At 53.3% G+C, this 26041-nt stretch carries 21 protein-coding genes; 12 read left to right on the plus strand and 9 right to left on the minus strand.

Features of this window, described 5'->3' with window-relative positions:
* The first annotated feature begins 19 nt into the window (after window positions 1-19).
* Complete coding sequence (locus tag LA337_07125) at window positions 20-1612, plus strand: ABC-F family ATPase (protein UBI17458.1); 1593 nt, start codon at window positions 20-22, stop codon at window positions 1610-1612.
* 83 nt (window positions 1613-1695) lie between these two features.
* Here LA337_07125 and LA337_07130 read toward each other — a convergent pair whose 3' ends face one another.
* The 4 genes from LA337_07130 to LA337_07145 form a co-directional block, all read right to left on the minus strand.
* Window positions 1696-2958, minus strand: a complete 1263-nt coding sequence (locus tag LA337_07130) for a DUF1479 domain-containing protein (GenBank protein ID UBI17459.1) — start codon at window positions 2956-2958, stop codon at window positions 1696-1698.
* A gap of 152 nt (window positions 2959-3110) precedes the next feature.
* On the minus strand, window positions 3111-3926 hold the full coding sequence (locus LA337_07135; protein ID UBI17460.1) for a Cof-type HAD-IIB family hydrolase: 816 nt from the start codon (window positions 3924-3926) through the stop codon (window positions 3111-3113).
* Between the two features lie 167 nt (window positions 3927-4093).
* Window positions 4094-6526: a glycyl radical protein gene (locus LA337_07140; protein ID UBI17461.1), complete on the minus strand. Its 2433-nt coding sequence runs from the start codon at window positions 6524-6526 to the stop codon at window positions 4094-4096.
* Between the two features lie 5 nt (window positions 6527-6531).
* Window positions 6532-7431 (minus strand): glycyl-radical enzyme activating protein, encoded by a 900-nt coding sequence (locus LA337_07145; protein UBI17462.1) that lies wholly within the window; start codon window positions 7429-7431, stop codon window positions 6532-6534.
* Between the two features lie 131 nt (window positions 7432-7562).
* On the opposite strand from LA337_07145, the gene fsa reads away from it, so the two are divergent.
* Window positions 7563-8225, plus strand: coding sequence for a fructose-6-phosphate aldolase (gene fsa / locus LA337_07150; GenBank protein ID UBI17463.1), 663 nt, complete (start codon window positions 7563-7565; stop codon window positions 8223-8225).
* 85 nt (window positions 8226-8310) lie between these two features.
* Here fsa and moeB read toward each other — a convergent pair whose 3' ends face one another.
* A complete protein-coding gene (moeB, locus tag LA337_07155; GenBank protein ID UBI17464.1) occupies window positions 8311-9060 on the minus strand; it encodes a molybdopterin-synthase adenylyltransferase MoeB in 750 nt (249 codons plus the stop codon).
* Window positions 9060-10295, minus strand: coding sequence for a molybdopterin molybdotransferase MoeA (gene moeA, locus LA337_07160; GenBank protein ID UBI17465.1), 1236 nt, complete (start codon window positions 10293-10295; stop codon window positions 9060-9062). The genes moeB and moeA overlap by 1 nt, the downstream gene beginning before the upstream one ends.
* A 200-nt stretch (window positions 10296-10495) precedes the next feature.
* On the opposite strand from moeA, the gene iaaA reads away from it, so the two are divergent.
* From iaaA to gsiD, 5 genes are read left to right on the plus strand one after another with little or no spacing between them, the layout of a single operon-like run.
* The gene (gene iaaA, locus LA337_07165; protein UBI17466.1) at window positions 10496-11461 is read left to right on the plus strand and encodes a beta-aspartyl-peptidase; all 966 of its coding nucleotides are present in this window, start codon (window positions 10496-10498) and stop codon (window positions 11459-11461) included.
* Window positions 11448-13319, plus strand: a complete 1872-nt coding sequence (gsiA, locus tag LA337_07170) for a glutathione ABC transporter ATP-binding protein GsiA (protein UBI17467.1) — start codon at window positions 11448-11450, stop codon at window positions 13317-13319. The genes iaaA and gsiA overlap by 14 nt, the downstream gene beginning before the upstream one ends.
* Window positions 13320-13347: 28 nt before the next feature.
* Window positions 13348-14886, plus strand: a complete 1539-nt coding sequence (gene gsiB / locus LA337_07175; protein UBI17468.1) for a glutathione ABC transporter substrate-binding protein GsiB — start codon at window positions 13348-13350, stop codon at window positions 14884-14886.
* Window positions 14887-14932: 46 nt separating this feature from the next.
* Window positions 14933-15853, plus strand: coding sequence for a glutathione ABC transporter permease GsiC (gene gsiC / locus LA337_07180; GenBank protein ID UBI17469.1), 921 nt, complete (start codon window positions 14933-14935; stop codon window positions 15851-15853).
* Window positions 15854-15855: 2 nt separating this feature from the next.
* Entirely contained in the window at window positions 15856-16767 is a 912-nt protein-coding gene (gene gsiD / locus LA337_07185) for a glutathione ABC transporter permease GsiD (protein ID UBI17470.1), read from the plus strand.
* A gap of 93 nt (window positions 16768-16860) precedes the next feature.
* On the opposite strand, the gene rimO is transcribed toward gsiD, so the two are convergent.
* A complete protein-coding gene (rimO, locus tag LA337_07190) occupies window positions 16861-18168 on the minus strand; it encodes a 30S ribosomal protein S12 methylthiotransferase RimO (GenBank protein ID UBI17471.1) in 1308 nt (435 codons plus the stop codon).
* A 231-nt stretch (window positions 18169-18399) separates the two neighbouring features.
* Between rimO and LA337_07195 the strand changes: the two genes are divergently transcribed.
* Both LA337_07195 and glgP read left to right on the plus strand, forming a co-directional pair.
* Complete coding sequence (locus LA337_07195) at window positions 18400-18585, plus strand: glycine cleavage system protein T (GenBank protein ID UBI17472.1); 186 nt, start codon at window positions 18400-18402, stop codon at window positions 18583-18585.
* Window positions 18586-18637: 52 nt separating this feature from the next.
* Window positions 18638-21088 carry a glycogen phosphorylase gene (glgP, locus tag LA337_07200; protein UBI17473.1) on the plus strand — a complete coding sequence of 817 codons (2451 nt, stop codon included), beginning with the start codon at window positions 18638-18640 and terminating at the stop codon, window positions 21086-21088.
* Between the two features lie 31 nt (window positions 21089-21119).
* Here the strand turns inward: glgP and LA337_07205 are convergent, their stop codons facing one another.
* A complete protein-coding gene (locus LA337_07205) occupies window positions 21120-22046 on the minus strand; it encodes a LysR family transcriptional regulator (GenBank protein UBI17474.1) in 927 nt (308 codons plus the stop codon).
* Window positions 22047-22266: 220 nt separating this feature from the next.
* On the opposite strand from LA337_07205, the gene bssR reads away from it, so the two are divergent.
* Together bssR and LA337_07215 are read left to right on the plus strand one after the other, a co-directional pair.
* Window positions 22267-22650 carry a biofilm formation regulator BssR gene (gene bssR, locus LA337_07210; GenBank protein ID UBI17475.1) on the plus strand — a complete coding sequence of 128 codons (384 nt, stop codon included), beginning with the start codon at window positions 22267-22269 and terminating at the stop codon, window positions 22648-22650.
* Window positions 22651-22752: 102 nt separating this feature from the next.
* Window positions 22753-23850, plus strand: coding sequence for a PQQ-dependent sugar dehydrogenase (locus tag LA337_07215; GenBank protein ID UBI17476.1), 1098 nt, complete (start codon window positions 22753-22755; stop codon window positions 23848-23850).
* Window positions 23851-23855: 5 nt separating this feature from the next.
* Here the strand turns inward: LA337_07215 and LA337_07220 are convergent, their stop codons facing one another.
* Window positions 23856-24482, minus strand: a complete 627-nt coding sequence (locus LA337_07220; GenBank protein ID UBI17477.1) for a glutathione S-transferase family protein — start codon at window positions 24480-24482, stop codon at window positions 23856-23858.
* Window positions 24483-24810: 328 nt separating this feature from the next.
* Here LA337_07220 and dacC point away from each other — a divergent pair, with 328 nt between their 5' ends.
* Window positions 24811-26013: a serine-type D-Ala-D-Ala carboxypeptidase gene (gene dacC / locus LA337_07225; GenBank protein UBI18415.1), complete on the plus strand. Its 1203-nt coding sequence runs from the start codon at window positions 24811-24813 to the stop codon at window positions 26011-26013.
* The last annotated feature ends 28 nt before the right edge of the window (window positions 26014-26041 follow it).

Consider the following 26041-nt stretch of genomic DNA (forward strand, 5'->3'; position numbering starts at 1 on the left):
TCTCTTTCAGGATACGCCAGTGTTAGTTTCCAGCAACGTCACCATGCAGTTCGGCAGTAAGCCGCTGTTTGAAAATATTTCCGTCAAATTTGGCGGCGGCAACCGTTACGGCCTGATTGGCGCGAACGGTAGCGGTAAATCTACTTTTATGAAAATTCTCGGCGGCGACCTCGAACCGACGCTGGGCAACGTTTCCCTCGATCCGAACGAGCGCATCGGTAAGCTGCGTCAGGATCAGTTCGCCTTTGAAGAGTTCACCGTTCTTGACACCGTGATCATGGGTCACGGCGAACTGTGGGAAGTGAAGCAGGAGCGCGATCGCATTTACGCCCTGGCTGAGATGAGCGAAGAAGATGGCTACAAAGTTGCTGACCTTGAAGTTCAGTATGGCGAAATGGACGGCTACTCTGCGGAAGCGCGTGCGGGTGAACTGCTGCTGGGCGTCGGTATTCCGGTAGAACAGCATTACGGCCCGATGAGCGAAGTCGCGCCCGGCTGGAAGCTGCGTGTGCTTCTGGCGCAGGCGCTGTTCTCTAACCCGGACATTCTGCTGCTCGACGAACCAACGAACAACCTGGATATCGACACCATCCGCTGGCTGGAGCAGACGCTGAACGAGCGTGACAGCACCATGATCATCATTTCGCACGACCGTCACTTCCTGAACATGGTCTGCACGCACATGGCGGATCTGGACTACGGTGAACTGCGCGTTTATCCGGGGAACTACGACGAATACATGACGGCGGCAACCCAGGCGCGTGAACGTCTGCTGGCTGATAACGCCAAGAAGAAAGCACAGATTGCCGATCTGCAATCCTTCGTCAGCCGCTTTAGCGCCAACGCGTCTAAATCTCGACAGGCGACTTCTCGTGCGCGTCAGATTGATAAGATTAAGCTCGACGAAGTGAAAGCGTCCAGCCGTCAGAACCCGTTCATTCGCTTCGAACAGGATAAGAAACTGTTCCGTAACGCGCTGGAAGTGGAAGCGCTGGCGAAAGGTTTTGATGAAGGCCCGCTGTTTAAAAACTTCAACCTGCTGCTGGAAGTGGGGGAGAAGGTTGCCATCATTGGCGCCAACGGCGTGGGTAAATCCACCATGCTGAAAACGTTAGTTGGCGATTTGCAGCCGGACAACGGTACCGTTAAGTGGTCTGAAAACGCCCAGGTCGGTTACTACGCGCAGGATCATGAATACGAGTTCGAAAACGATCTGACCGTTTTCGAATGGATGAGCCAGTGGAAACAAGAAGGCGATGATGAGCAGGTTGTGCGCAGCTTCCTTGGCCGTCTGCTGTTCAGTCAGGACGATATCAAGAAACCTGCGAAAGTGCTCTCCGGTGGTGAAAAAGGCCGCATGCTGTTCGGTAAACTGATGATGCAGAAACCGAATATCCTGGTCATGGATGAACCAACCAACCACCTGGATATGGAATCTATCGAGTCGCTGAATATGGCGCTGGAAATGTACCAGGGCACGCTGATCTTCGTTTCTCACGACCGTGAGTTTGTCAGCTCGCTGGCCACCCGCGTGATTGAAATTACGCCGGAACGCGTGATCGACTTCACCGGTAACTACGAAGATTATCTGCGTAGTAAAGGCGTCGAATAATTTTCCCGCCGTCTTTCGCGTTACAGGTGTGTTGGCTACACCTGTAACGCGAGATTCTTAGGGAAAAGGGTATAAGTTACAGATTAAATAATCCCCAACGCGCGTTTACCGTGGATATTCAAATCCTCCAGCGTGAAGCGTCCTTCCCAGTTAGTTTCATAATCCTCACGCGGGAAATCACCCGGCGACGCGCCTTTTTCCAGTGCGGCTTTCACTTTGTGGGCATAAGCCAGATTCTTTTCGCACATTGGTGCGGCAGGAATGTACATCACGTTGCCCCAGCCCTGCTGATTTTCCACCGGGGCGACGGAGTGAATCACGTCGCAATGCCACCAGACGGAGTCTCCGGCGTCCAGTTGCGGAATGCTGGTTAATGCCTCAATCAGCAGCGGATGCCATTGTGTGGAAATCGGCAGGACTCTGCCGGGCGCGACGCCGCAAAGTTCATCTTCCGGCACATCATCAAGCAATGGGCGTAACAGCACATATGCCATCGCTTCAGGAATAGGGACCACGTGCAGCAATCCCTGACCCGGCAGCATATCGGACAGTGCAGTCCAGCCCTGGAAGGTACGGAAGACCGAACATTTGGTGGTGTTATCCACCGTGTACTCTTCTACCTCGGTGCGATGCGCCGCCTGCCATGGATCATAATCTTCCAGCTTACCATTGAAAACATTAGCAAAGACCTGCTGATACGCCGGAAGAAGCCAACGCTCCAGCGCGCCGGAATCCGTATGCGCACCCAGCCCTTTGGACGTCGTTCCCGGCGGGCGACGGCGTATCCGGTCAGGGTAGATAACGCTGACATCCGGGTTAAACCATTGCTTACCTGCGCTTGAAAATGTCCAAAGACGATTAAGGAAAGACTGTGCATTGGCCATTTCTTCACTCTGACGGGCCTGCATCTGCGCCAGGGACCAGTAGATGGGGTAGATTTCAGGCCGCGATGCGCTCAGGGTACCAAAGAAATTATCGCCCGGTCCTTTATAGACATCGTCAAAATGGTTGCGGTCCAGATAGTCCAGCATTGACCGATCCCAATCGAGGGCCTGTTCTCGAGGGAAATGGCCTTTAATCACCGCGCATCCGCGACGCTTAATTTCTTCACGCTGCTCTGCACTTACGCGACCCGCGTTGATATCTGCATAAGACACCACGGGCCAAACCGGGGAGCCTTGCGCTTTGAGGGCGTTGATTTCCGCCACGCGATTGGCAATGGCATCGCTCAACTGATTGAAAATCAACTGAACATCTCCAAGCTGTTCACGCAGTTGCTGTTTCATCTGCCGGATTGTCGCTTTGTGATCGGCGGGCAACGTGTCGCTGGTAAAAGTAAAAGCCATATCCACCTCACATTAACTTTCATTCGAAACTCATTTAACTTACAGATGATAATATAAGTTAAAATTTAGTTATCGCAAGTTTAAAACTTGATGGAGTGAGCAAAATGGAAAAAGAGTGAAAACCGGGGTAAGGGATACCCCGGTTGGCAGGATTAGATGTTAAAAGGCGAAGTGTTATCCAGCACCGCCTGAATCACGTTCAGCGCGCCCTGATGGTTGTTGTCGTCGGTCTGATAGCGAGCAATCGCTTTGATACTCTCTGCAGCGTTGGCCATAGCGAAAGAGTAGCGTGCCATTTTCAGCATTTCCGCGTCATTACCGCTATCGCCAATCGCGACCACGTTTTGCGGTGACAGGTTCCAGCGCTTTAGCAGACGGCTGATCCCGTTGGCTTTATGTAAACCAGGAATGATCAGGTCGATAAACCCAAAGCCGCTGGTAACGGGCTTCATAATACCGTCAAGGGCTGAATGAAGGTGATCGATAACTAATGGGATCTGTTGGTCAGGTAGATTTAGCGAGAACTTGAACAGTACATCGTCGATGTCCTGATAATCCTTCACGGGTTTCAGGCGATGATAGTGTTTTGACATCAACGCGACAAAGGACTCTGGGGCATTTTCGCTAACGTAGGCGCTTTGCAGGCCGCAAGCCACAAAGTTGAGATGCTTATCTTTTAGCAGTTCGCCAATAACAATGCGGGATTCGTGGCGGGTTAGCTCACCGTGAAACAGCTGTTTGCCATGTTCAAAGACTAACGCCCCGTTCTCGGCGACAAAAGAAATCTCATCTTTGAGCTCCGGGAAAAAAGAGATCAACTGGTAATACTGGTTGCCGCTGGCCACGACAAATTCGATATCTCGTTTTTTTAGTTCCTGATACTGCGCCATAAAACGTGCACGATCGTATTGCTTGGCATCGTCGAGAAAAGTTCCGTCCATATCGGTGACGATAACTTTGATGGTCATATTTGCTCCTGGCTTATAACTGCAACCAGAAACATTCTAATAACAATGTGACCTGTGGCACAAATTTAATTTCGAATGAAAGTAAAAGGCCGGGTGACAGCTTCGCCTTACCCGGCTAAGGGGGAGATATGAAGGCCCGGTAAGCGCAGCGTCACCGGGCGGGGGTTTTACAACATGTGTTCAGTACGGGCGATGATATCGTCCTGCGCATCCGGAGACAGCGCGGTGAAGAAGGCGGAATAACCTGCTACACGGACCACCAGGTCGCGGTACTGATCCGGGTGTTTTTTGGCTTCCAGCAGCGTTTCACGCGAGACAATGTTGTACTGAATATGCCAGCCTTTGTGCTCTTCAAAGAAGGTACGCAGCAGGATCATCAGCTTTTGCTTATCGGATTCATTCTCCAGCGTGGCCGGGTTCAGTTTCTGATTTAACAACACACCGCCGAGGATTGAACCGGTCGGCAGTTTTCCCACCGAGCCAATTACCGCCGTTGGGCCGAGATGGTCCGTCCCGGAGGCCGGACTTGCGCCTTCCGCCAGCGGGGTGTACGCCTTACGGCCATCCGGCGTTGCCATCGTTGCCGCGCCAAACGGTACGTTTGCGGAGATAGACGAGGTGCCGGCGTAGTAATTGCCGCCAACCGGGCCACGTCCGTAACGCGGATTATGATACTGTTTCAATTCACTGATATAGGTCTGATAAGCGCGGGCCAGCAGCGTATCAACGCTATCGTCATCGTTGCCGTATTTCGGCGCGCCGTTGATCAGTCGCTGGCGTAATTGCTCATGGGTCAGACCGTCAAAATCGTCGGCCAGCGCGGCGGCCAGCTGTTGCTGACCGATAGCACCTTGTTCAAAGACCAGTTTCTTCACAGCCGCCAGACTGTTGCCGAGGTTGGCGATACCCACTTGCAAACCTGATACCCAGTCATACTTCGCGCCGCCTTGCTTAATGCTTTTCGCGCGCTCGATGCAGTCGTCTACCAGCGCGGAGCAGAGAATATCATGTACATTCTCTTCCAGCATGGTGTCGACGACATACTCGATTTCGATAGATTTACGCGTGTAGTAGCGAATCTGCGCATCCCAGGCGTCCATCACTTCGTCGAAATTGTTGAAGTTACCGGCTGAGAGCGCTTTTTCCTGTGGCAGGAAGACTTTGCCGCTGGTGGCATCACGACCACCTTCCAGCGCCGCCAGCATTACGCGGGCAAAGTTAATAAAGCTCATGCCGGTGCAGCGGTAGCCCCATTTGCCGCCAACGGCGGTTTCGATGCAACCAATAGCTGCATAGTCATAGGCGTCCTGCGGTTCAATGCCAAGCTTAATGAATTCCGGGATGACGATTTCATCGTTGTTAAAGGCTGGCATCCCGAAGCCGCAGCGGATCACCTGCACGCAGGCATCCAGGAAGTCATTACTCATCCCTGCGTGATAACGCACGCTCAGGTTGGGCTGCGTAGAACGCAGTCGGCCGCAGGATTCCAGAATCGCGTAGGAGAGCGGGTTGACGGCATCCATCGCCTGACCGTTAACCAGATTCTGTCCACCAATGGTCACGTTCTGATACAGCGGGCTGCCCGCCGATGCTTTGGAGTGGGAACCGGAGCGGATTTTGTTCACTTCCAGCAGCTTCAGCCAGCAGCTGTGCAGCAGCTCAATGGCGTGCTCGCGATCGAGGCTCTGGTTCAGTTCTACGTCACGACGATAGAACGGATAGAGATACTGATCCATACGACCAAACGACACCGAGTGACCGTTAGATTCAATTTGCAGGATCAACTGAATGAAATAGCACAACTGCAGCGCCTGCCAGAACGTTTTTGGCGGCTCATGGGCGATCACATCGCAGTTTTCCGCAATGGTCAGCAGTTCATCACGACGGCTGGCGCGAGTTTCTGTGGACGCCATTTTACGTGCCAGCGTGGCGAAGCGCTCAATGTGCAGGCTGACGGCCTCCAGCACGATACCTATCGCTTTCAGGAACTGATCGCCATGGAGGTCTTCCAGACATGTCAGATTGATGCGGGAACGACGTTCATCGACTTTGTGGCGTAGGCCGTCGAGACCTTTTTCCAGCAGCAGCGGGAAGTTTACCGCCAGGTGTGCGTCGCCGGAGGTCATGTTACCTTCGGCTTTGATAATGCCGGTTTCCAGCAGCCCTTTCTGTTCGTCGGTAAACATCCCGTAGCAGCGATCCTGCACGGTCTGACCACGCCACCACGGACACACCTCGTGCAATACACGTTTATTCTCCTCGCTTACCGAGAAACCTGCGCCCGGCCTGTCGGCGAGGTCGTCGATCTCTTTTTCAATCCAGGAGACGGTGTATTCCGGGAAGATAGGCGCAGCACGTACTTCACTCGCCTGGTTGCCAACGATCAGCTCGTCATGCTTAATCCAGATGGTACGTTCCGCCAGATGATGGGCCAGCGCCAGCGCGCGGCGAACCGGGATGGGTTTATCCAGATGCTGTTGGTACATCTCGGTATAGTGCTGGGCGCGCTCGGTACAAACCGGCGGCTTTACGATGTGGATCAGGGCCGTTTTATGCGCTTTGATACGGTCGCTGAGTGTGTCCAGTTTCAGTGTGGTCATGGCGATTATCCTCGTAGGGTCGCGGTTAAACCTTTAAGGCTGGCGTACTGCTGGGCAAATTCGAGCAGTGCAGGCGCATCAAGCGGTTTATCCGGTGCGTTGTAGGGTTGACTGAGTAAGTGGTATTTGTTGATGCCCAGGGTGTGGTAGGGCAAAAAATGGATCTCACCGACGTGAAGCTCGTCGGCGGCAAAATCGGTAATGGCTTGAATAGCGGCTTCGTTAGCGTTGAATCCCTGAATCAGCGGTACGCGGATGATCATTTTTTTACCAGCGGCGGCCAGTTTTTTTAGATTTTCCAGTACGCGAGAGGCACGCCCATCGGTCCACTGTTTAAACGGGGCGTCGGCCACATGTTTTAAATCGGCCAGGAACAGATCGACGTCAGGTAATGACGGTTCAATATACTTCCACGGAACATGCAGACACGTTTCTACCGCCGTATGAATGCCGGCATCGTGGCTGGCTTTGAGCAACGCTGCCGCCAGTTCTGGCTGCATAAACGGTTCACCGCCGGATAAGGTGAGGCCCCCTCCGCTGCGGTCGTAAAACGGTTTGTCACGCATTACGGTCGCCATGATCTCGTCCACACTTTTTATCTCTCCGCAGACGGTCAGTGCCTGCGTCGGACAGCAGTGGGTCAACGCGGTAAGCGCGTCATCGGTCAGTTTTTCGCGATGAATCAGCAATCCGCTTAGCGCCCGTTCAATCACCTCCGGTGCTGCCTGAGCACAAAGATCGCAACCCTCGAGGCACAAACGCGCGTCATAGAGCAGATCCTGCGTGCGTGCGCGGCTTTCCGGATTCTGGCACCACCGACAGCCCAGGGAGCATCCCTTAAGGAACACCACGGTACGGATCCCGGGACCATCATGCGTGGAATAGCGCTGGATATTGAAAATCATAAGCGGCCTCTTTTCTTTCGTATAAAGATTAAATTACTTTCGAATGAAAGTTATATTGACGTGCGTCAACTAACTGTGAGGTTTCGCCGTGCTACCTTTTATCCATGCAATTATTCGTTTGAGGAAAGGTTATGGAACTCTATTTAGATACGTCTGACGTTGCCGCGGTAAAAGCGCTGGCGCGTGTTTTTCCGTTGGCAGGGGTGACCACTAACCCAAGCATTGTGGCGGCAGGTAAGCAGACGCTGGAGGTGTTACTGCCGCAACTGCAGGAGGCGATGGGAGGGCAAGGACGACTGTTTGCTCAGGTAATGGCGACCACCGCCGAAGGTATGGTCAGCGATGCGCGTAAACTGCGGGCAATCATCGCGGATATCGTAGTTAAAGTGCCGGTGACGGCAGAAGGTCTGACGGCCATTAAATTGCTGAAAGAAGAGGGCATCCCGACGCTGGGTACCGCCGTATACGGCGCCGCTCAAGGGCTATTCGCTGCGCTGGCGGGGGCGGAATACGTGGCGCCCTACGTTAACCGCGTGGATGCGCAGGGGGGAGACGGCATTCAGACGGTGAACGATCTGCAGGCCTTATTGAAAATGCATGCCCCACACGCCAAAGTCCTGGCAGCCAGTTTCAAAACACCGCGTCAGGCGCTGGATTGCCTGCTGGCGGGTTGCGAGTCCATCACGCTGCCGCTGGATGTCGCTCAGCAGATGATTAGCTCTCCGGCCGTTGATGCCGCCGTAGCGAAGTTCGAGCACGACTGGCAGAGTGCATTCGGTCGTACATCGATCTGATGCTGTTGCCGGGTGGCGCTAACGCTTACCTGGCCTACGTTCGAGCCGTTGTAGGTCGGGTAAGCGTTAGCGCCACCCGACTTTATTACCGACTACAAACCTCACACCCCGGGTTACGCATCAGCTTCATTTCGCGAAACTGGCAGGTCATGGCGTCGTATATGACGATTTTTCCCGACGCCGGTTTACCGTAGTTTGCCAGCAGCTTAATGGCCTCCATCGCTTGTAATGAGCCGATCACGCCGATCAGCGGGGCCATCACTCCGGCCTCGACGCAGGTCAGGGCATTTTCACCGAACAGACGGCTCAGGCAGCGGTAGCAGGGCTCCCCTTCCTGATACGTAAATACGGTAATTTGTCCTTCCATGCGAATTGCCGCACCAGAAACCAGCGGAACCCTGGCGGCAAAGCATCCGGCATTCAGTTGATTGCGGATGCTGACGTTATCCGTACAGTCCAGCACCAAATCGTGCCCGGCAATAAGCGCGTGAATCTCGCTATCTTCCAGCAGCGCATTCACCGGCGTAATGGCGATGTATGGATTAATCCGCGTCAGTGCGTCGCGGGCGGAGAGCACCTTTGGCTGTCCAACGGTCGCATCGCTGTGCAGTGTCTGGCGCTGGAGGTTCGACACGGAGACCGTGTCAAAGTCGAGCAGGGTTAAATGCCCGACGCCAGCGCCCGCAAGGTACTGGGTTGCTGCACATCCCAGCCCCCCCAGACCAACGACCAGTACCCGCGCCTCCTTGAGCGCTTCCTGGCCTTCAAAATCGAAGCCGCGCAGAATGATTTGCCGGTTATAGCGCATCATCTCCTGGTCGCTGAGTTCCGCCATTACAGGCCTCCAAACAGTGCGTTAAACGGCTCGACCTCAACCCATTCTCCGGCTTCGACGTTACCGCGATCGCGCTCCAGCACGATAAAACAGTTGCCGAGGCTAAAGGAGCTAAAAATATGCGAGCCCTGATGTCCGGTGGTGGTGACTTCCAGTTCGCCTTCTGCGGTGCGCTGCAACACACCGCGCTGAAAATCCAGACGGCCAGGCGTTTTCTTCAGGCGTGATGCGGTACGTACGCGCTGGCGCGCAGGCAGCCCGCAGGCGGTGTTGCCGCTGAGTTTTGCCAGCAGCGGTTGTACCAGTTGATAAAAGGTGAGGGCTGCAGACACCGGGTTACCCGGCAGGCCGCAAAACCAACTGTTGCTCAGTTTGCCAAAGGCGAACGGTTTGCCCGGTTTGATGGCCAACTTCCAGAAGGCAATTTCTCCCAGCTCTTCCAGAATGGTTTTGGTGTAATCCGCTTCGCCTACGGAAACGCCGCCGGAACTGATGACGACATCGGCCTGGCTGTCGGCTTCGATAAACGCGGCGCGTAGCGCGTTGGGATCGTCGCGAATGATCCCCAGGTTGATCACTTCGCAGCCCAACTGCTGCAGCATCAGGTGAACGGTCAGACGGTTGGTGTCATAAATCTGTCCGTCGCCCAGCGGTTGACCCGGCAACTGCAGCTCATCGCCTGTAGAGAACAGCGCCACGCGGACTTTACGCACAACGGGGACTTCGGCAATACCGAGCGAAGCCAGCACGGGAAGCTCGGCGGTGGTCAGGCGCGTCCCGGAGGGAAACACCACCGCGCCATTGGCAATATCTTCGCCGCGCAAACGAATATTTTGTCCGCTGCGGACCTCGGCGGTAAAACGCACACCGTCGTCGGTTTGTTCCGTTTGCTCCTGCATCACCACCGCGTCACAACCGACAGGCACCGGGGCGCCAGTCATAATGCGGATGCAGGTTCCCGCAGGCCACTCGCCATGGAAAGGCTGACCGGCAAAAGCTTTGCCTGCCACAGCCAGAGGCTGGTCAGACTGTAAATCGGCTAATCGCACCGCATAGCCATCCATTGCCGAGTTATCGAATCCCGGCACATCAATCGGGGAGACGACATCGGTGGCCAGAATGCGGCCAAAGCATTGAACCAGCGGCAGCGTTTCAACAGCGGTAAGCGGGGTAATACGCGACAGCATCTGAGAGAGAGCCGTTTCAAGCGGCATCAGTCCGGCGGTAAATTCCATGAGAAGACTCCTGCGGGGCAAAATCGAATCCGCTCATTATGTCAGAAAATGGACGCGGACAGTATGCCACCTCAGTCTTAGGTGCTGGCCTTTACCTTTACATGACGTCTGCATCTTTCTATATTCAAAAATCGAATCAATAAGTCACAGAAATTCTGATATTTATAACCCCGGTATCTGCCACCTGATGGACGAAAAAAATGGGTAAAGCAGTCATTGCAATTCACGGCGGCGCAGGGGCTATCACCCGTTCGCAGCTGAGCCAGGAGCAAGAGTTGCGTTATATACAGGCGCTGTCGGATATTGTTGAAACCGGCCAGCGGATGCTTGAGGACGGTCGTAACGCACTGGATGTAGTGACCGAAGCCGTGCGCTTGCTGGAAGAGTGTCCGTTGTTTAATGCCGGAATTGGCGCGGTATATACCCGTGATGAAACCCATGAACTGGACGCCTGCGTGATGGACGGCAATACGCTGAATGCGGGAGCCGTCGCCGGGGTCAGTCATCTGAGAAATCCGATTCTCGCGGCGCGCCTGGTGATGGAACACAGCCCGCACGTCATGATGATCGGTGAAGGGGCTGAAAAATTTGCCATTGCGCACGGTATGGAGCACGTATCGGCGGATATTTTCTCGACGCCAGAACGCTATGCTCAACTGCTGGCGGCGCAAGCGGCAGGTGAAACGCTACTGGATCATAGCGCGAGCCCACTGGATGAAAACACCAAAATGGGTACCGTGGGGGCGGTCGCGCTGGATATGTATGGCAATCTGGCGGCGGCAACATCGACCGGCGGAATGACCAACAAATTACCCGGTCGGGTGGGGGACAGTCCACTGGTCGGCGCAGGCTGTTATGCCAATAATGCAAGTGTGGCTGTCTCCTGCACCGGAACCGGGGAAGTCTTTATTCGTGCGCTGGCGGCCTATGATATTGCGGCGTTGATGGACTACGGCGGCCTGAGTTTATCGGAGGCGTGTGAACGCGTAGTAATGGAAAAATTACCGGCGCTCGGCGGCAGCGGCGGTTTAATTGCCATCGACCACGAGGGCAACGTCGCCCTGCCATTTAACAGCGAAGGCATGTATCGCGCCTGGGGATACGCAGGCGATACGCCAACCACCGGTATTTATCGGGAAAAAGGAGATACCGTTGCCACACAGTGATGAGCTTGACGCCAGCGACGTGCTGGCAGTCAACAATCTGAATATTGCCTTTGAACAGGAGCAGCAGCGCGTCAGTGCGGTGCGCAATCTGTCATTTCGCCTGAAGCGTGGCGAAACGCTGGCGATCGTGGGCGAATCCGGTTCAGGAAAATCGGTAACAGCCTTGTCGCTGATGCGTCTGATTGAACAGGCAGGCGGCGAGGTGAGTTGCGATGAAATGCTGCTACGACGCCGTAACCGACAGGTTATTGAGCTGGGTGAGCAGAGCGCGTCGCAGATGCGTCACGTACGCGGCGCGGATATCGCCATGATCTTCCAGGAGCCGATGACATCGCTCAATCCGGTATTCACCGTGGGTGAGCAGATTGCCGAGTCAATCCGTTTGCATCAGGGGGCCAGTCACGAAGAGGCGATGGTGGAAGCTAAACGGATGCTCGATCAGGTCCGTATCCCTGAGGCGAAGGCGATTTTATCGCGTTATCCGCACCAGCTTTCCGGCGGCATGCGTCAGCGGGTGATGATCGCCATGGCGCTGTCTTGTCGCCCTGCGGTTTTAATTGCCGATGAGCCGACCACCGCGCTGGATGTCACTATCCAGGCGCAGATCCTGCAACTGATAAAAGTGTTGCAGCAGGATATGTCGATGGGCGTGATTTTTATTACCCACGATATGGGCGTCGTGGCGGATATTGCCGATCGCGTGCTGGTGATGTATCAGGGTGAGGCAGTAGAAACCGGCAGCGTTGAGCAGATTTTTCATGCTCCCCAGCACCCCTATACCAAAGCGCTGTTGGCCGCTGTGCCGCAGCTTGGCGCGATGTGTGGACAAGAGTATCCGCGCCGTTTCCCACTTATATCATTACACGATCCCAGTCATGTAGAACCGCAGACCGAGCAGGACACCGTGGTTGAAGGCGAGCCTATTCTGCAGGTACGTAATCTGGTAACGCGTTTTCCTTTGCGCAGCGGCATTCTTAATCGGGTGACTCGCGAGGTGCATGCGGTTGAAAACGTCAGCTTTGACCTGTGGCCCGGAGAAACGCTCTCGCTGGTGGGGGAGTCGGGTTGCGGGAAATCCACCACCGGGCGGGCGCTACTGCGTCTGGTAGAGTCTCAGCGTGGAGAAATCATCTTCAATGGCCAGCGTATCGATACCCTGGCCGCCAGTAAGCTACAGCCGCTGCGTCGGGATATTCAGTTTATCTTCCAGGACCCCTATGCTTCGCTCGATCCGCGTCAGACCGTAGGATATTCCATTTTAGAGCCGTTGCGCGTGCATGGATTACTGCAAGGGGATGCGGCGGCAAAACGAGTTGCCTGGCTGCTGAAGCGCGTAGGATTGCTCCCTGAGCATGCCTGGCGCTATCCGCACGAGTTTTCCGGTGGTCAGCGTCAGCGTATCTGCATTGCCCGGGCGCTGGCGCTCAATCCCAAGGTGATCATTGCCGATGAATCCGTTTCGGCGCTGGATGTCTCGATTCGCGGGCAAATTATCAACCTGTTGCTCGACCTGCAGCGTGAACTGGGGATCGCATACCTGTTTATTTCCCACGATATGGCGGTGGTGGAGCGGATCAGTCACCGTGTGGCGGTAATGTACCTTGGGCAGATTGTCGAGATCGGCTCCCGGCGCGCGGTGTTTGAAAATCCGCAGCACCCATACACCCGCAAACTGATGGCGGCGGTCCCGGTTGCCGATCCATCGCATCACCGGCCCCAGCGCGTGCTGTTGTCGGATGATATCCCCAGTAATATCCGCAAACGCGGCGAAGAGATTCCCCCCGTTTCACTACAGTTAGTTGGCCCGGGGCATTATGTCGCGCGTGGGCAACCAGAAAATGCGCTTTCGCGTTTATAACAGGCAGGCAGGGTTTAAGGAGAATAACATGACAAAAATTGTTGCTCGAAAATGGCTGGTTGCTGTGGGTGTGGCCTCTGCGCTGGCCGCAACACCTGGCTGGGCCGCCAAGGATGTGGTGGTGGCGGTAGGATCTAATTTCACCACGCTCGACCCCTACGACGCGAACGACACGCTGTCGCAGGCGGTAGCGAAGTCGTTTTATCAGGGGCTGTTTGGCCTTGATAAAGAGATGAAGCTGAAAAACGTGCTGGCGGAGAGCTATACGGTTTCTGATGATGGCCTGACTTACACCCTTAAGCTGCGTCAGGGCGTGAAGTTTCAGGATGGCACTGACTTCAACGCCGATGCGGTTAAAGCTAACCTCGACCGGGCCAGTAATCCGGAAAACCATCTGAAACGTTACAATCTGTATAAGAATATCGATAAAACCGAAGTCGTCGATCCGTCGACGGTGAAGATTACGCTGAAACAGCCGTTCTCTGCCTTTATCAATATTCTGGCGCATCCGGCAACGGCGATGATTTCTCCCGCCGCGCTGGAGAAATACGGTAAGGAGATAGGTTTCCACCCAGTGGGGACCGGGCCGTACCAGCTTGATACCTGGAATCAGACGGATTTTGTGAAGGTTAAGAAGTTCGTGGGCTACTGGCAGCAAGGGCTGCCAAAGCTGGATACGATTACATGGCGTCCAGTGACCGACAACAACACGCGTGCGGCCATGCTGCAGACCGGGGAAGCGCAGTTTGCTTTCCCGATCCCTTACGAGCAGGCGGCGTTACTGGCGAAGAACAAAAACCTGGAACTGGTGGCTAGTCCGTCTATCATGCAGCGTTATATCAGCATGAACGTCACGCAAAAACCATTCGACAACCCGAAGGTGCGTGAAGCGCTGAATTATGCCATCAACCGCCAGGCGCTGGTGAAAGTGGCTTTTGCCGGTTACGCGACGCCGGCAACCGGCGTTCTCCCCCCGTCGATAGCCTATGCGCAAAGCTATACGCCATGGCCATACGACCCGGCGAAAGCGCGCGAACTGCTGAAAGAAGCAGGTTATCCGAACGGTTTTACCACCACGTTATGGTCTTCGCATAACCACAGTACGGCGCAGAAAGTGCTGCAATTTACCCAGCAGCAGCTGGCGCAGGTGGGTATTAAGGCTCAGGTAACAGCGATGGATGCCGGACAACGCGCCGCGGAAGTTGAAGGAAAAGCGCAAAAAGAGAGCGGAGTACGGATGTTCTACACCGGCTGGTCTGCCTCTACGGGTGAAGCTGACTGGGCGTTGTCACCGCTGTTTGCATCACAAAACTGGCCGCCGACTCTGTTTAATACGGCGTTCTACAGCAACAAGCAGGTGGACAGTGATTTAGCGGCAGCGTTGCAAACCAACGATCCTGCGCAGAAAGCGAAGCTGTACAAGGATGCGCAGGATACTATCTGGAAAGAGTCGCCGTGGATCCCGCTGGTAGTGGAAAAACTGATTTCGGCGCACAGCACCAGGTTGACCGGGTTCTGGATTATGCCGGATACCGGATTTAGCTTTGATGATGCGGATTTAAAATAAGCTATTCATTCGGCCCCGCAGCCCAGGGGCCGACGAAGGGAGTGTGATGCTTAACTATGTTTTCAAGCGCCTGCTGGGGTTGATTCCAACTCTGTTGATTGTTGCGGTGCTGGTGTTTTTATTTGTTCACCTGCTACCCGGCGATCCGGCCCGGCTGATTGCCGGACCGGAAGCTGACGCCGAGGTGATTGAACTGGTGCGCAAGCAACTGGGTCTGGACCAGCCGCTGCATGTTCAGTTCTGGCATTACATGACCAATGTATTGCAAGGCGATTTTGGGACCTCGATGGTTTCTCGTCGCCCGGTTTCAGAAGAGATAGCCAGTCGTTTTATGCCATCGCTATGGCTGACTATTGCCAGTATGGCGTGGGCGGTGTTATTTGGCATGACGGCAGGGATTATTGCCGCGGTATGGCGCAATCGCTGGCCGGACAGATTGAGTATGACGCTGGCGGTCACCGGGATCTCGTTCCCGGCATTTGCGCTTGGCATGCTGCTCATGCAGATATTCTCCGTTGAGCTCGGTTGGTTACCCACCGTTGGTGCTGACACCTGGCTGCACTATATCCTCCCGTCTATTACGCTGGGCGCGGCGGTGGCTGCGGTGCTGGCCCGGTTTACCCGCGCGTCGTTTGTCGATGTGCTCAGTGAAGATTATATGCGGACCGCGCGGGCTAAAGGAGTGAGTGAAACCTGGGTGGTGTTAAAACATGGTCTGCGTAATGCGATGATCCCGGTGGTCACCATGATGGGGCTACAGTTTGGCTTTTTGCTCGGCGGATCTATTGTGGTTGAGAAGGTATTCAACTGGCCAGGGCTTGGGCGGCTGTTGGTGGACTCAGTTGAAATGCGCGACTACCCGGTGATTCAGGCCGAGGTGCTGTTGTTTTCTCTGGAGTTTATTCTTATTAACTTAGTGGTGGATGTGCTCTACGCCGCCATTAATCCGGCTATCAGGTACAAGTAAGGATGCGATTTTTTAACTGGCGCCGACAGGCGATTTTAAATGCGATGCCCCTTGTTAAGCCTGAGCAAATCCGCACGCCGTGGCATGAATTCTGGCGTCGTTTCCGCCGTCAGCGCATGGCGATGTTTGCGGGGCTGTTTGTCCTGTTGCTGATAGCGGTGGCGATTTTTGCGCGCTGGCTGACGCCATTTGATGCCGAGAACTACTTCGATTATGACCGTCTGAATGACGGACCGTCGATGCTGCACTGGTTTGGGGTTGACTCACTGGGACGGGATATCTTTAGCCGCGTGCTGGTTGGCGCGCAAATCTCGCTGGCGGCAGGGGTCTTTGCCGTGTTTATTGGTGCGGCGATTGGCACGGTGTTGGGTCTGCTGGCAGGATACTATGAAGGCTGGTGGGACAGACTGATTATGCGTATCTGCGACGTGCTGTTCGCCTTTCCGGGGATTTTGCTGGCGATAGCCGTCGTCGCCGTGTTGGGCAGCGGCATTGCGAACGTGATCATTGCCGTGGCCGTTTTCTCCATTCCTGCCTTCGCACGCCTGGTGCGCGGAAATACGCTGGTGCTGAAGCAGCAGACCTTTATTGAGTCTGCGCGCAGTATTGGCGCCAGCGATGCGACCATCATTTTTAACCATATCCTGCCGGGTACGGTTTCATCGATAGTGGTCTTTTTTACCATGCGAATTGGCACGTCGATTATCTCTGCCGCGAGCTTGTCATTTCTGGGCTTGGGTGCGCAGCCGCCGACCCCGGAGTGGGGGGCCATGCTCAATGAAGCACGCGCTGATATGGTGATCGCGCCGCACGTGGCGATTTTCCCCGCAGTGGCGATATTCCTGACGGTGCTGGCGTTTAACCTGCTGGGAGATGGTCTGCGCGACGCGCTGGACCCGAAAATTAAAGGGTAAATCACAGGCCTGATAAGACGCATTGGCATCGTTATCAGGCCTTGCCGGATGCGGCGAAACGCCTAATCCGGTCTGCAGTTGGCTTACGCTTATTTAAACGCGGGTGCCCCACAGATCGTATTCATCTGCGTTTTCGACTTTCACGCGGATGATATCGCCAGGTTTCACCTTAGTTTCGCCATTCAGGTATACCGCGCCGTCGATTTCCGGGGCGTCAGCCATACTGCGACCAATCGCGCCTTCTTCGTCAACTTCATCAACGATAACCAGAATTTCGCGGCCCACTTTCTCCTGCAAGCGTTCAGCAGAGATCTGCTGTTGCAACTGCATAAAGCGGTTCCAGCGTTCTTCTTTCACCTCTTCCGGGATTTGGTCCGGAAGATCATTGGCGCCAGCGCCTTCTACCGGGCTGTATTTAAAGCAGCCCACGCGATCCAGACGTGCTTCCTTCAGGAAGTCGAGCAGCATCTGGAAGTCTTCTTCCGTTTCACCCGGGAAACCGACAATGAAGGTGGAGCGCAGCGTCAGTTCAGGGCAGATTTCACGCCACTGCTTGATGCGCGCCAGCTGTCTGTCCACGGAACCTGGGCGTTTCATCAGTTTAAGAATACGCGGGCTGGCATGCTGCAGCGGGATGTCCAGATACGGCAGGATTTTGCCTTCCGCCATCAGTGGGATCACGTCATCAACGTGCGGGTAGGGATAGACGTAATGCAAACGCGTCCAGATCCCCAGTTTTGATAACTGCTCGCACAGATCAACCATGCTGGTTTTGACCGGCTCGCCGTTATGGAAACCGGTGCGATGCTTCACATCCACGCCGTAGGCGGAGGTATCCTGAGAAATGACCAGGATCTCTTTTACGCCTGCATCCACCAGACGTTTGGCTTCGCTGAGGACGTCGCCAATCGGGCGGCTCACCAGATCGCCACGCATCGACGGAATAATGCAGAACGTGCAGCGGTGGTTGCAGCCTTCAGAAATTTTCAGATAGGCATAATGGCGCGGAGTCAGCTTGACCCCCTGCTCAGGAACCAGACTCTGAAACGGGTTGTGCTTAGGTTTTGGCACATAGTGGTGAACGTGCTCCAGAACCTGTTCGTAGCTGTGCGGCCCGGTGATTTCCAGTACCTTTGGGTGAACTTCACGGATCTGATCGACTTTCGCGCCCAGACAGCCGGTGACGATCACCTTGCCGTTTTCGTTCAGCGCTTCGCCGATTGCTTCCAGGGACTCCTGAACCGCGCTGTCGATAAAACCGCAGGTGTTAACGATAACCATATCCGCGTCGTCGTAGCTTGGCACAACATCATAGCCTTCGGTACGAAGTTCGGTCAGGATGCGCTCGGAATCGACGAGGTTTTTCGGACAACCTAGTGATATAAAACCAATTTTTGCCATTTTCTTATACTGTACATTGCTCGTAATCGGGCGATTATACAGATGCCTTCACGGTACATCTATATCTGATCAGCATAAGACCGGGAGAATAAGGACCAATACCCATAAATAGTGGATCGGTTAGCGGAAGGTGTTTAGCGAGTCTAATTCCGGCTTTAAGTGCCACTTCTTGGCTGTAGAAATTAATTATCGTAAATTTTATCTCGTCGAGCGTTATTAATGAGGTTAAATTTGAAAGATATTGTTTTGCAGTCGAAACTTGAAATGGCGAAAACTCTTTATGCTAATGGTGTGAGTTTATATTATATCTCACTGGCTACAGGCTTAAGTTGGCGTGTATTAATGACAGAATTAACGTTTATCGCCAGTCATGAAATTATTCGGCAAAAAACTGACGCTCGCAAACCCAGAGTTTAAATAATTCACCTGTCTATTACCCATCCTGCAAAATTTGAAAGGTAACGTTAATATGTATATTTCGCCACTACCGCTCGCGACGGACTCTGATGTTGATAAACTGAGAGACGATATTGCTAATAAACTCTTATTTACTGTTGGCAAAGATCCCGCCATCGCGACGAAGCGGGAGTGGCTTAATGCGACGTTATATGCGGTTCGCGATCGAATGGTCGAGCGTTGGCACCGTTCTAATCGGGCTCAATTCTCTCAGGATGCGCGCCAGGTTTATTATCTGTCGATGGAGTTTTTAATTGGCCGCACGCTGTCGAATGCGCTGCTGTCGTTAGGTATTTACGATGAAATCAGAAGCGCGCTGGAGGCAATGGGACTTGAACTGGAAGAGTTGATTGACGAAGAAAACGATCCCGGACTTGGGAATGGCGGTCTTGGTCGTCTGGCGGCTTGTTTCCTTGATTCTCTGGCAACGCTTGGCCTGCCGGGATGTGGATACGGCATTCGCTATAACTACGGTATGTTTAAACAAAATATCGTCAACGGCGTACAAAAAGAGTCGCTGGACTATTGGTTAGAATACGGTAATCCGTGGGAATTCAAACGTCATAATACACATTATAAAGTGCGTTTTGGCGGGCGACTGCAACAAGAAGGGAATAAAACCCGCTGGCTTGAAACTGAAGATATTCTGGCGGTGGCCCATGACCAAATTATTCCCGGCTATGCGACGGATACCACCAACACATTACGGTTGTGGAACGTTCAGGTAAATAGTGAGGTTAATGCGGGCAAACTAAATCAGCAGGAAGACTTTGCTACGGAAGTGGAAAACAAATACCACTTTGATCGGATCTCGCGAGTACTGTACCCGGATGATTCGACCGATGCAGGACGTGAGCTGCGTTTACGCCAGGCCTATTTCCTGGCATCGGCTACGATTCAGGACATCCTGAGCCGTCATTATCAGTTGCACCGCACATACGATAATCTGTGCGATAAAATCGCGATTCACCTCAATGATACGCATCCAGTGCTGGCGATCCCTGAGCTGATGCGTTTGCTGATTGATCATCACCAGTTTAGTTGGGATAACGCGTTTGACGTGACCTGTCAGATTTTTTCTTATACCAACCATACATTGATGAGTGAGGCGCTGGAAACCTGGCCGGTAGAAATGTTAAGTCGAATTTTGCCGCGTCATTTGCAGATTATTTTTGAGATAAACGATCGCTTCCTGAAGACGTTACAGGAGCGCTATCGCGATGACAGCGAACTGTTGCAGCGCGTATCGCTGATTGATGAATCTAATGGGCGCGTGGTGCGCATGGCCTGGCTGGCGGTGGTTGTCAGTCATAAGGTAAATGGCGTGTCGGCGTTGCATTCAAAGCTGATGACCGACTCCCTGTTTGCTGACTTTGCGCGTATCTTTCCTTTGCGTTTCACCAACGTAACCAACGGTGTTACGGCGCGGCGTTGGTTGGCGCTGGCAAACCCTGCGCTAGCCAATGTACTGGATGATAATATTGGTGAAAGCTGGCGGACCCAATTAATGCAATTAGGCGAGTTGAAGCAGTATATAGACTATCCGACGGTGAATGAGGCGGTACGCCGGGCGAAGCATGAAAATAAGCAGCGACTGGCGCAACATATTGCCAGCCATTACGGCGTGGTGGTGGATCCAAATGCGCTGTTTGATGTGCAGGTGAAACGTATTCACGAATACAAGCGGCAGCTTATGAATGTGCTTCACGTGATCACGCGCTATAACCGGATTAAAGCCGCGCCGGATGCCAATTGGGTTCCACGTGTCAATATTTTTGCCGGAAAAGCCGCCTCGTCTTACTACATGGCGAAGCAAATTATTCGCTTAATTAACGATGTGGCGCAGCTAGTCAATAATGACCCGCAAACAGGCGGCAAACTGAAGGTGGTCTTTATTCCGGATTACAGCGTTAGTCTTGCTCAGCTAATTATTCCGGCTGCCGATCTGTCAGAACAAATTTCCCTGGCCGGGACGGAAGCCTCCGGGACCAGCAATATGAAATTTGGTATGAATGGCGCGTTGACCATTGGCACGCTCGACGGTGCGAATATTGAAATGCGCGAATATGTTGGGGAAGATAACATCTTCATCTTTGGTAACACGGCTAATCAGGTTGAAGCCTTACGATGTGATGGCTATGACCCGCGACGGATCTTTGAAAATGATGAAGAACTGCACCAGGCGCTGACGCAAATCGGTACAGGTATGTTCAGCCCGCAGGAGCCTGGACGTTACAGAGACGTGCTGGATTCATTGATCAACTTTGGTGACAACTACCAGGTGTTGGCGGATTACCGCAGCTATGTGGACTGCCAGGATGCGGTGGATGAGTTGTATCGAACTCCTCGCGAGTGGACGACAAAGACGATGCATAATATTGCCAACATGGGGTATTTCTCATCGGACAGAACGGTGCAGGAATATGCCGACCATATCTGGCGCATAGCTAAAATTCGCGTATAGCAATTTCCCTAACGCTGGGCCTCCCTGGATTTTATAACAGGGAGGCAGTTTGCAAATCGGCGAGAATGGGGGAGAGGATCTTATGGGTATTGCTGTCTTTGCGCGATGAAGCAAACACACTAAATTGCGGCAGGGGAAACGGCGTGTTTATTTTTTTCAGCCCATACAGATGAGCATGTGTTGCAAATACCTTTTCCGGGATCACCCCTATACAATGGGTATTGGAGACAATCGTCAGTATCGCCGTAAATGATGAGGTAAGCAGGCAGCGCTCCCCGGTTCTGAATTTTTTATCCACAATGCTGCGATGGTAAATGATTTTTTCATTCTTGGTATTATAACCCACCAGGTTCGCGTTTCTGAATTGCGCTTCACTAATGGTGCTGCCGTATAAAGCGTTATTTTTTGATGCCGCCAGTACCAGCCGCATATCGCATATTTTCTGGCATGAAAGGCTTGCTGACTCAACGGAAAAAGTTGAAAAAACGGCATCTGCCTGGCGCATATTCAATAACTCAATAATGCTCTGTTCATTCAGGTCGGCGGTGAGGTGCAGGAGACTGATATCGGCGTCGGTATCGATTATCCTGGCGGTAACTTCAGGAATGACGATAGGGGAAATAAAAGATTCCGTGTAGAGCGTTAGCCTTTTTTTGGCGGCAGGCGTGGAAAGCGGCATCAGCGACGACAGTTTGTCGATAATTGGGATTGTATTATCATAAAGCTCATCAGAGTAGACCGTCGGTAACAGCGCATTTCCGCTGCGGACGAACAGATTATCCCCCATCATTTCTCGCAGTTTTCTCAGGGACTGGCTGACGGCAGAGGGCGAAATGTTCAACATGTCCGCGACCCTGGAAATGCTGCCGACGCTATAGATCAAGCAGAAAATCGTCAGTAGATTGAGATCAATTTTTGATAGCGTGCGAATTTTCTCTGCATCATTTGCTTTCGACATACACCCCTCATAATCAGCGCCACGGCAGTAATCACATCAGGTATAGCAAAAAATGTCAGGCCAGTCAGACACTGACCATTTTCGCTGAGCACACCGTCTGGAGTTGTAACATTGTAAATTATGTTAATCAATTGAGCTTTGTTGATGTAGGACATCTATTTGTTCAAAAAACAACCATACTATTAAGTTGCACCATGGTTGGAAAGAGGAGGAACAAAGTATGGTTGTTGACAGACTGAGAACCGATCTTCTCAACAAATTGATAAACGCCCGTATCGAACTTGCCGCTTATCTGCTGTTGAGAAAAGCGAAAGGCTACATGTCAGTTAGCGAGAGCGATCGTCTGCGTGATAATTTTTTTGTGCTGAATCGCGAATTGCACGAACAATCACAGCTTCACGGTATGCATCTTGATCAGGAAGAGTGGAATGCCCTTCATCGTGCTGAAGGGGCGTTAGCCGCCGCAGCTGTTTGTCTTATGAGTGGACATCACGATTGTCCAACCTTCATCGCCGTTAACGCAGAGAAACTGGAAAACTGCCTGACAACGCTGACGCTGAGTATCCAGTGTTTGCAATCTTATCCAACGCTGGAACACGTCTGAATCAGGGGGAGGGCGCTCCCCCTTTTCGTTAAGATTATGTAAATATGGCAGGATAATTCCCCTTGCTGGCTACGCTTTATGCAGAGCTATTCAGGAGGTGTTATGCGTCGACTCTTTCTCTGTACTATTCCACTTGCGCTATTTTCCACTTATGCCGCCGCGGTAAAAGTGGAAGTGCTGCAAACCAAACTCGATCACCCGTGGTCGCTGGCTTTTTTACCCGACAATCGCGGTATGCTCATTACGCTTAAAGGCGGCCAGCTTCGACTCTGGCAGCCAGATAAGGGGATTTCCGACCCACTGACCGGCGTGCCCAAAGTCTGGGCAAATGGTCAGGGAGGACTGCTTGATGTGGCGTTAGCACCGGATTTTGCACAATCTCGCCGGGTATGGCTGAGCTTTGCTGAAGCTGATAGTGAAGGTAAAGCCGGCACGGCGGTAGGTTACGGGCGGCTGAGCGACGATCTCAAACATCTGCAAGGATTCCAGACCGTTTTTCGCCAACAGCCGAAGCTCTCTACCGGAAACCATTTTGGCGGACGTATGGTATTTGATGGTAACGGCTATCTGTTTATTGGCCTCGGTGAGAATAACCAACGAGCCAGCGCACAGGATCTGGATAAGCTGCAGGGTAAGGTGGTACGACTGACCGACGAGGGGAAAATTCCGCCGGATAATCCGTTTGTGGGCAAGACAGGGGAGCGGGCAGAGATTTGGTCATATGGTATCCGCAATCCGCAGGGCATGGCGATGAATCCCTGGAGCGATACCCTGTGGCTCAATGAGCATGGTCCACGCGGGGGCGATGAAATCAATATCCCGGAGAAAGGGAAAAACTACGGCTGGCCGATCGCGACCTGGGGTGTTAACTACAGCGGTCTTAAAATTCCGGAAGCAAAAGGTCAAATTGTTGCTGGCACTGAGCAACCCATCTTTTACTGGGAAAAGTCACCGGCAGTCAGTGGAATGGCTTTTTATAACAGCGACGCCTTCCCTCAGTGGCGGCAGAAGTTGTTCATCGGCGCGTTGAAAGATAAAGAACTGATTGTGCTGAGCGTCAAAGGGAATACCGTCACCGAAGACGGTCGTCTTTTACAGGAACGGGGGCAGCGGATCCGTGATGTCCGCGTCGGACCAGACGGTTATTTATATGTATTAACCGACGAGTCCGACGGGGAATTACTAAAAGTGAGTCCCTGACCTGGTTAGCTGACCGGGATCATCACGACTTTTTGAAACGCCGGGCGCTCGGTCAGTTGTTGATACCAGCGCTCCAGATGTGGGCGTGGGGTCCAGCTCAGGCCAACATTGAACAGGTTGTAGATGAACGGCGCAACGGCAATATCTGCGGTACCAAATTCAGCTCCGGAGAACCATGACTGGTCCGCCAGCGCGTTATCCAGAATGGCAAACAGGTTATCGCAAACCTGAGCGCCCGCCTCGATGGCCGCCGTGTCGCGCTGATCGGCAGGTGTTCTGACCAGACCAAATAAGATAACCCGATGCGCAGGGCTTAGCGTCTGGTTCGCCCAGTCCATCCATTTTTCACCGACAGCGCGCGCAGCCGGAGCATCAATCCACAAACGCTTTTGTCCGTACTGAGCGGCCAGATAGCGGACAATGGTATTGGATTCCCACAGAACAACGCCCGTTTCATCATCGCGTAGCAGCGGGACAAGTCCGTTGGGGTTCAGTGCCAGATAGTCGGCATCGCGGTTACCGCCATGCTGTCCGCCCGCCAGAATTTGGTTATACGGCAGTTCCAGTTCCTCGAGCGTCCACAATACTTTTTTTACGTTGGTCGAGTTATTGCGACCCCACAGTGTAATCATAGTAACCCCGCAAATTAATTGAGCAGCTTTATGGCTGCAGATGCCATCTGACGAGCTCACATGGTGGGGTAAACCTAATATTTACGCAACAAAGTCTAAAAAAATCGTGCCAGGAGCAGCGCAGCGCGGCGTTATTGCATAAACTTTAAAAACTTTACCAACTTACGGTTTCTTTAAGCTCGTTAGTGCGTTATTACTCACCGCACTTATTTTACACGTCATCCATCAGACCTTTTCTGCATGGGTTGGCCGAGGTCGTTTGGCCGGTTTTGTGTAAACACGGTGTGGTATGACGTGGTTTTTTGGAATGGATACTCGGGTGGCATTTATGACGCAATACTTCTCTTCACTTCGCAGCTTTGCTGCAGGTTCTGCACTCTTAATCCTCTTGGCGCCGACCGTACAGGCGGCGGAGCAACCGACGGCCCCACCGAGCGTGGACGCGCGCGCGTGGATCCTGATGGATTACGCCAGCGGCAAAGTGCTGGCGGAAGGTAATGCTGATGAGAAACTGGACCCTGCCAGTCTGACCAAAATCATGACCAGCTATGTGGTTGGTCAGGCGCTAAAGGCCGGGAAAATTAACCTCAACGACATGGTCACGGTGGGCAAAGACGCCTGGGCAACCGGTAACCCGGCCCTGCGCGGTTCGTCGGTCATGTTCCTCAAACCTGGCGATCAGGTTGCGGTGTCCGATCTGAACAAAGGCGTTATTATTCAGTCCGGGAACGATGCCTGTATTGCACTTGCTGATTACGTTGCCGGTAGTCAGGAATCCTTCATTGGCCTGATGAACGGCTACGCGAAAAAACTGGGGCTGACCAACACCACTTTCCAGACGGTGCATGGCCTGGATGCCGCAGGACAGTTCAGTACCGCACGTGATATGGCGCTGCTCGGGAAAGCGCTCATCCACGATGTACCGGAAGAGTATGCTATCCACAAAGAGAAAGAGTTTACCTTTAATAAAATCCGCCAGCCGAACCGCAACCGTCTGTTGTGGAGTACCAACCTGAACGTGGACGGTATGAAAACCGGGACCACTGCCGGGGCGGGATACAACCTGGTGGCTTCCGCAACTCAGGGCGATATGCGCCTGATCTCCGTGGTGCTGGGAGCGAAAACCGACCGCATTCGTTTTAATGAGTCAGAAAAGCTGCTGACCTGGGGCTTCCGCTTCTTTGAAACCGTTACGCCGATCAAGCCGGATGCGACTTTCGTGACCCAGCGCGTCTGGTTTGGTGATAAGAGCGAAGTTAATTTGGGCGCTGGAGAAGCGGGTTCGGTGACCATCCCGCGTGGTCAGCTCAAAAACCTGAAGGCCAGCTTTACCCTCACCGAGCCACAGTTAACCGCGCCGCTGAAGAAAGGTCAGGTTGTGGGCACTATCGACTTCCAGTTGAACGGGAAATCCATCGAGCAGCGTCCGCTGATGGTGATGGAAGACGTTGAAGAGGGCGGATTCTTTAGCCGCATGTGGGACTTTGTGATGATGAAATTCCACCAGTGGTTTGGTGGCTGGTTCTCTTAATCTTCGCGTTTGCCGGATGACGCTATCG

The sequence above is a fragment of the Citrobacter europaeus genome (genome assembly GCA_020099315.1).
Taxonomy (GTDB): domain Bacteria; phylum Pseudomonadota; class Gammaproteobacteria; order Enterobacterales; family Enterobacteriaceae; genus Citrobacter; species Citrobacter europaeus.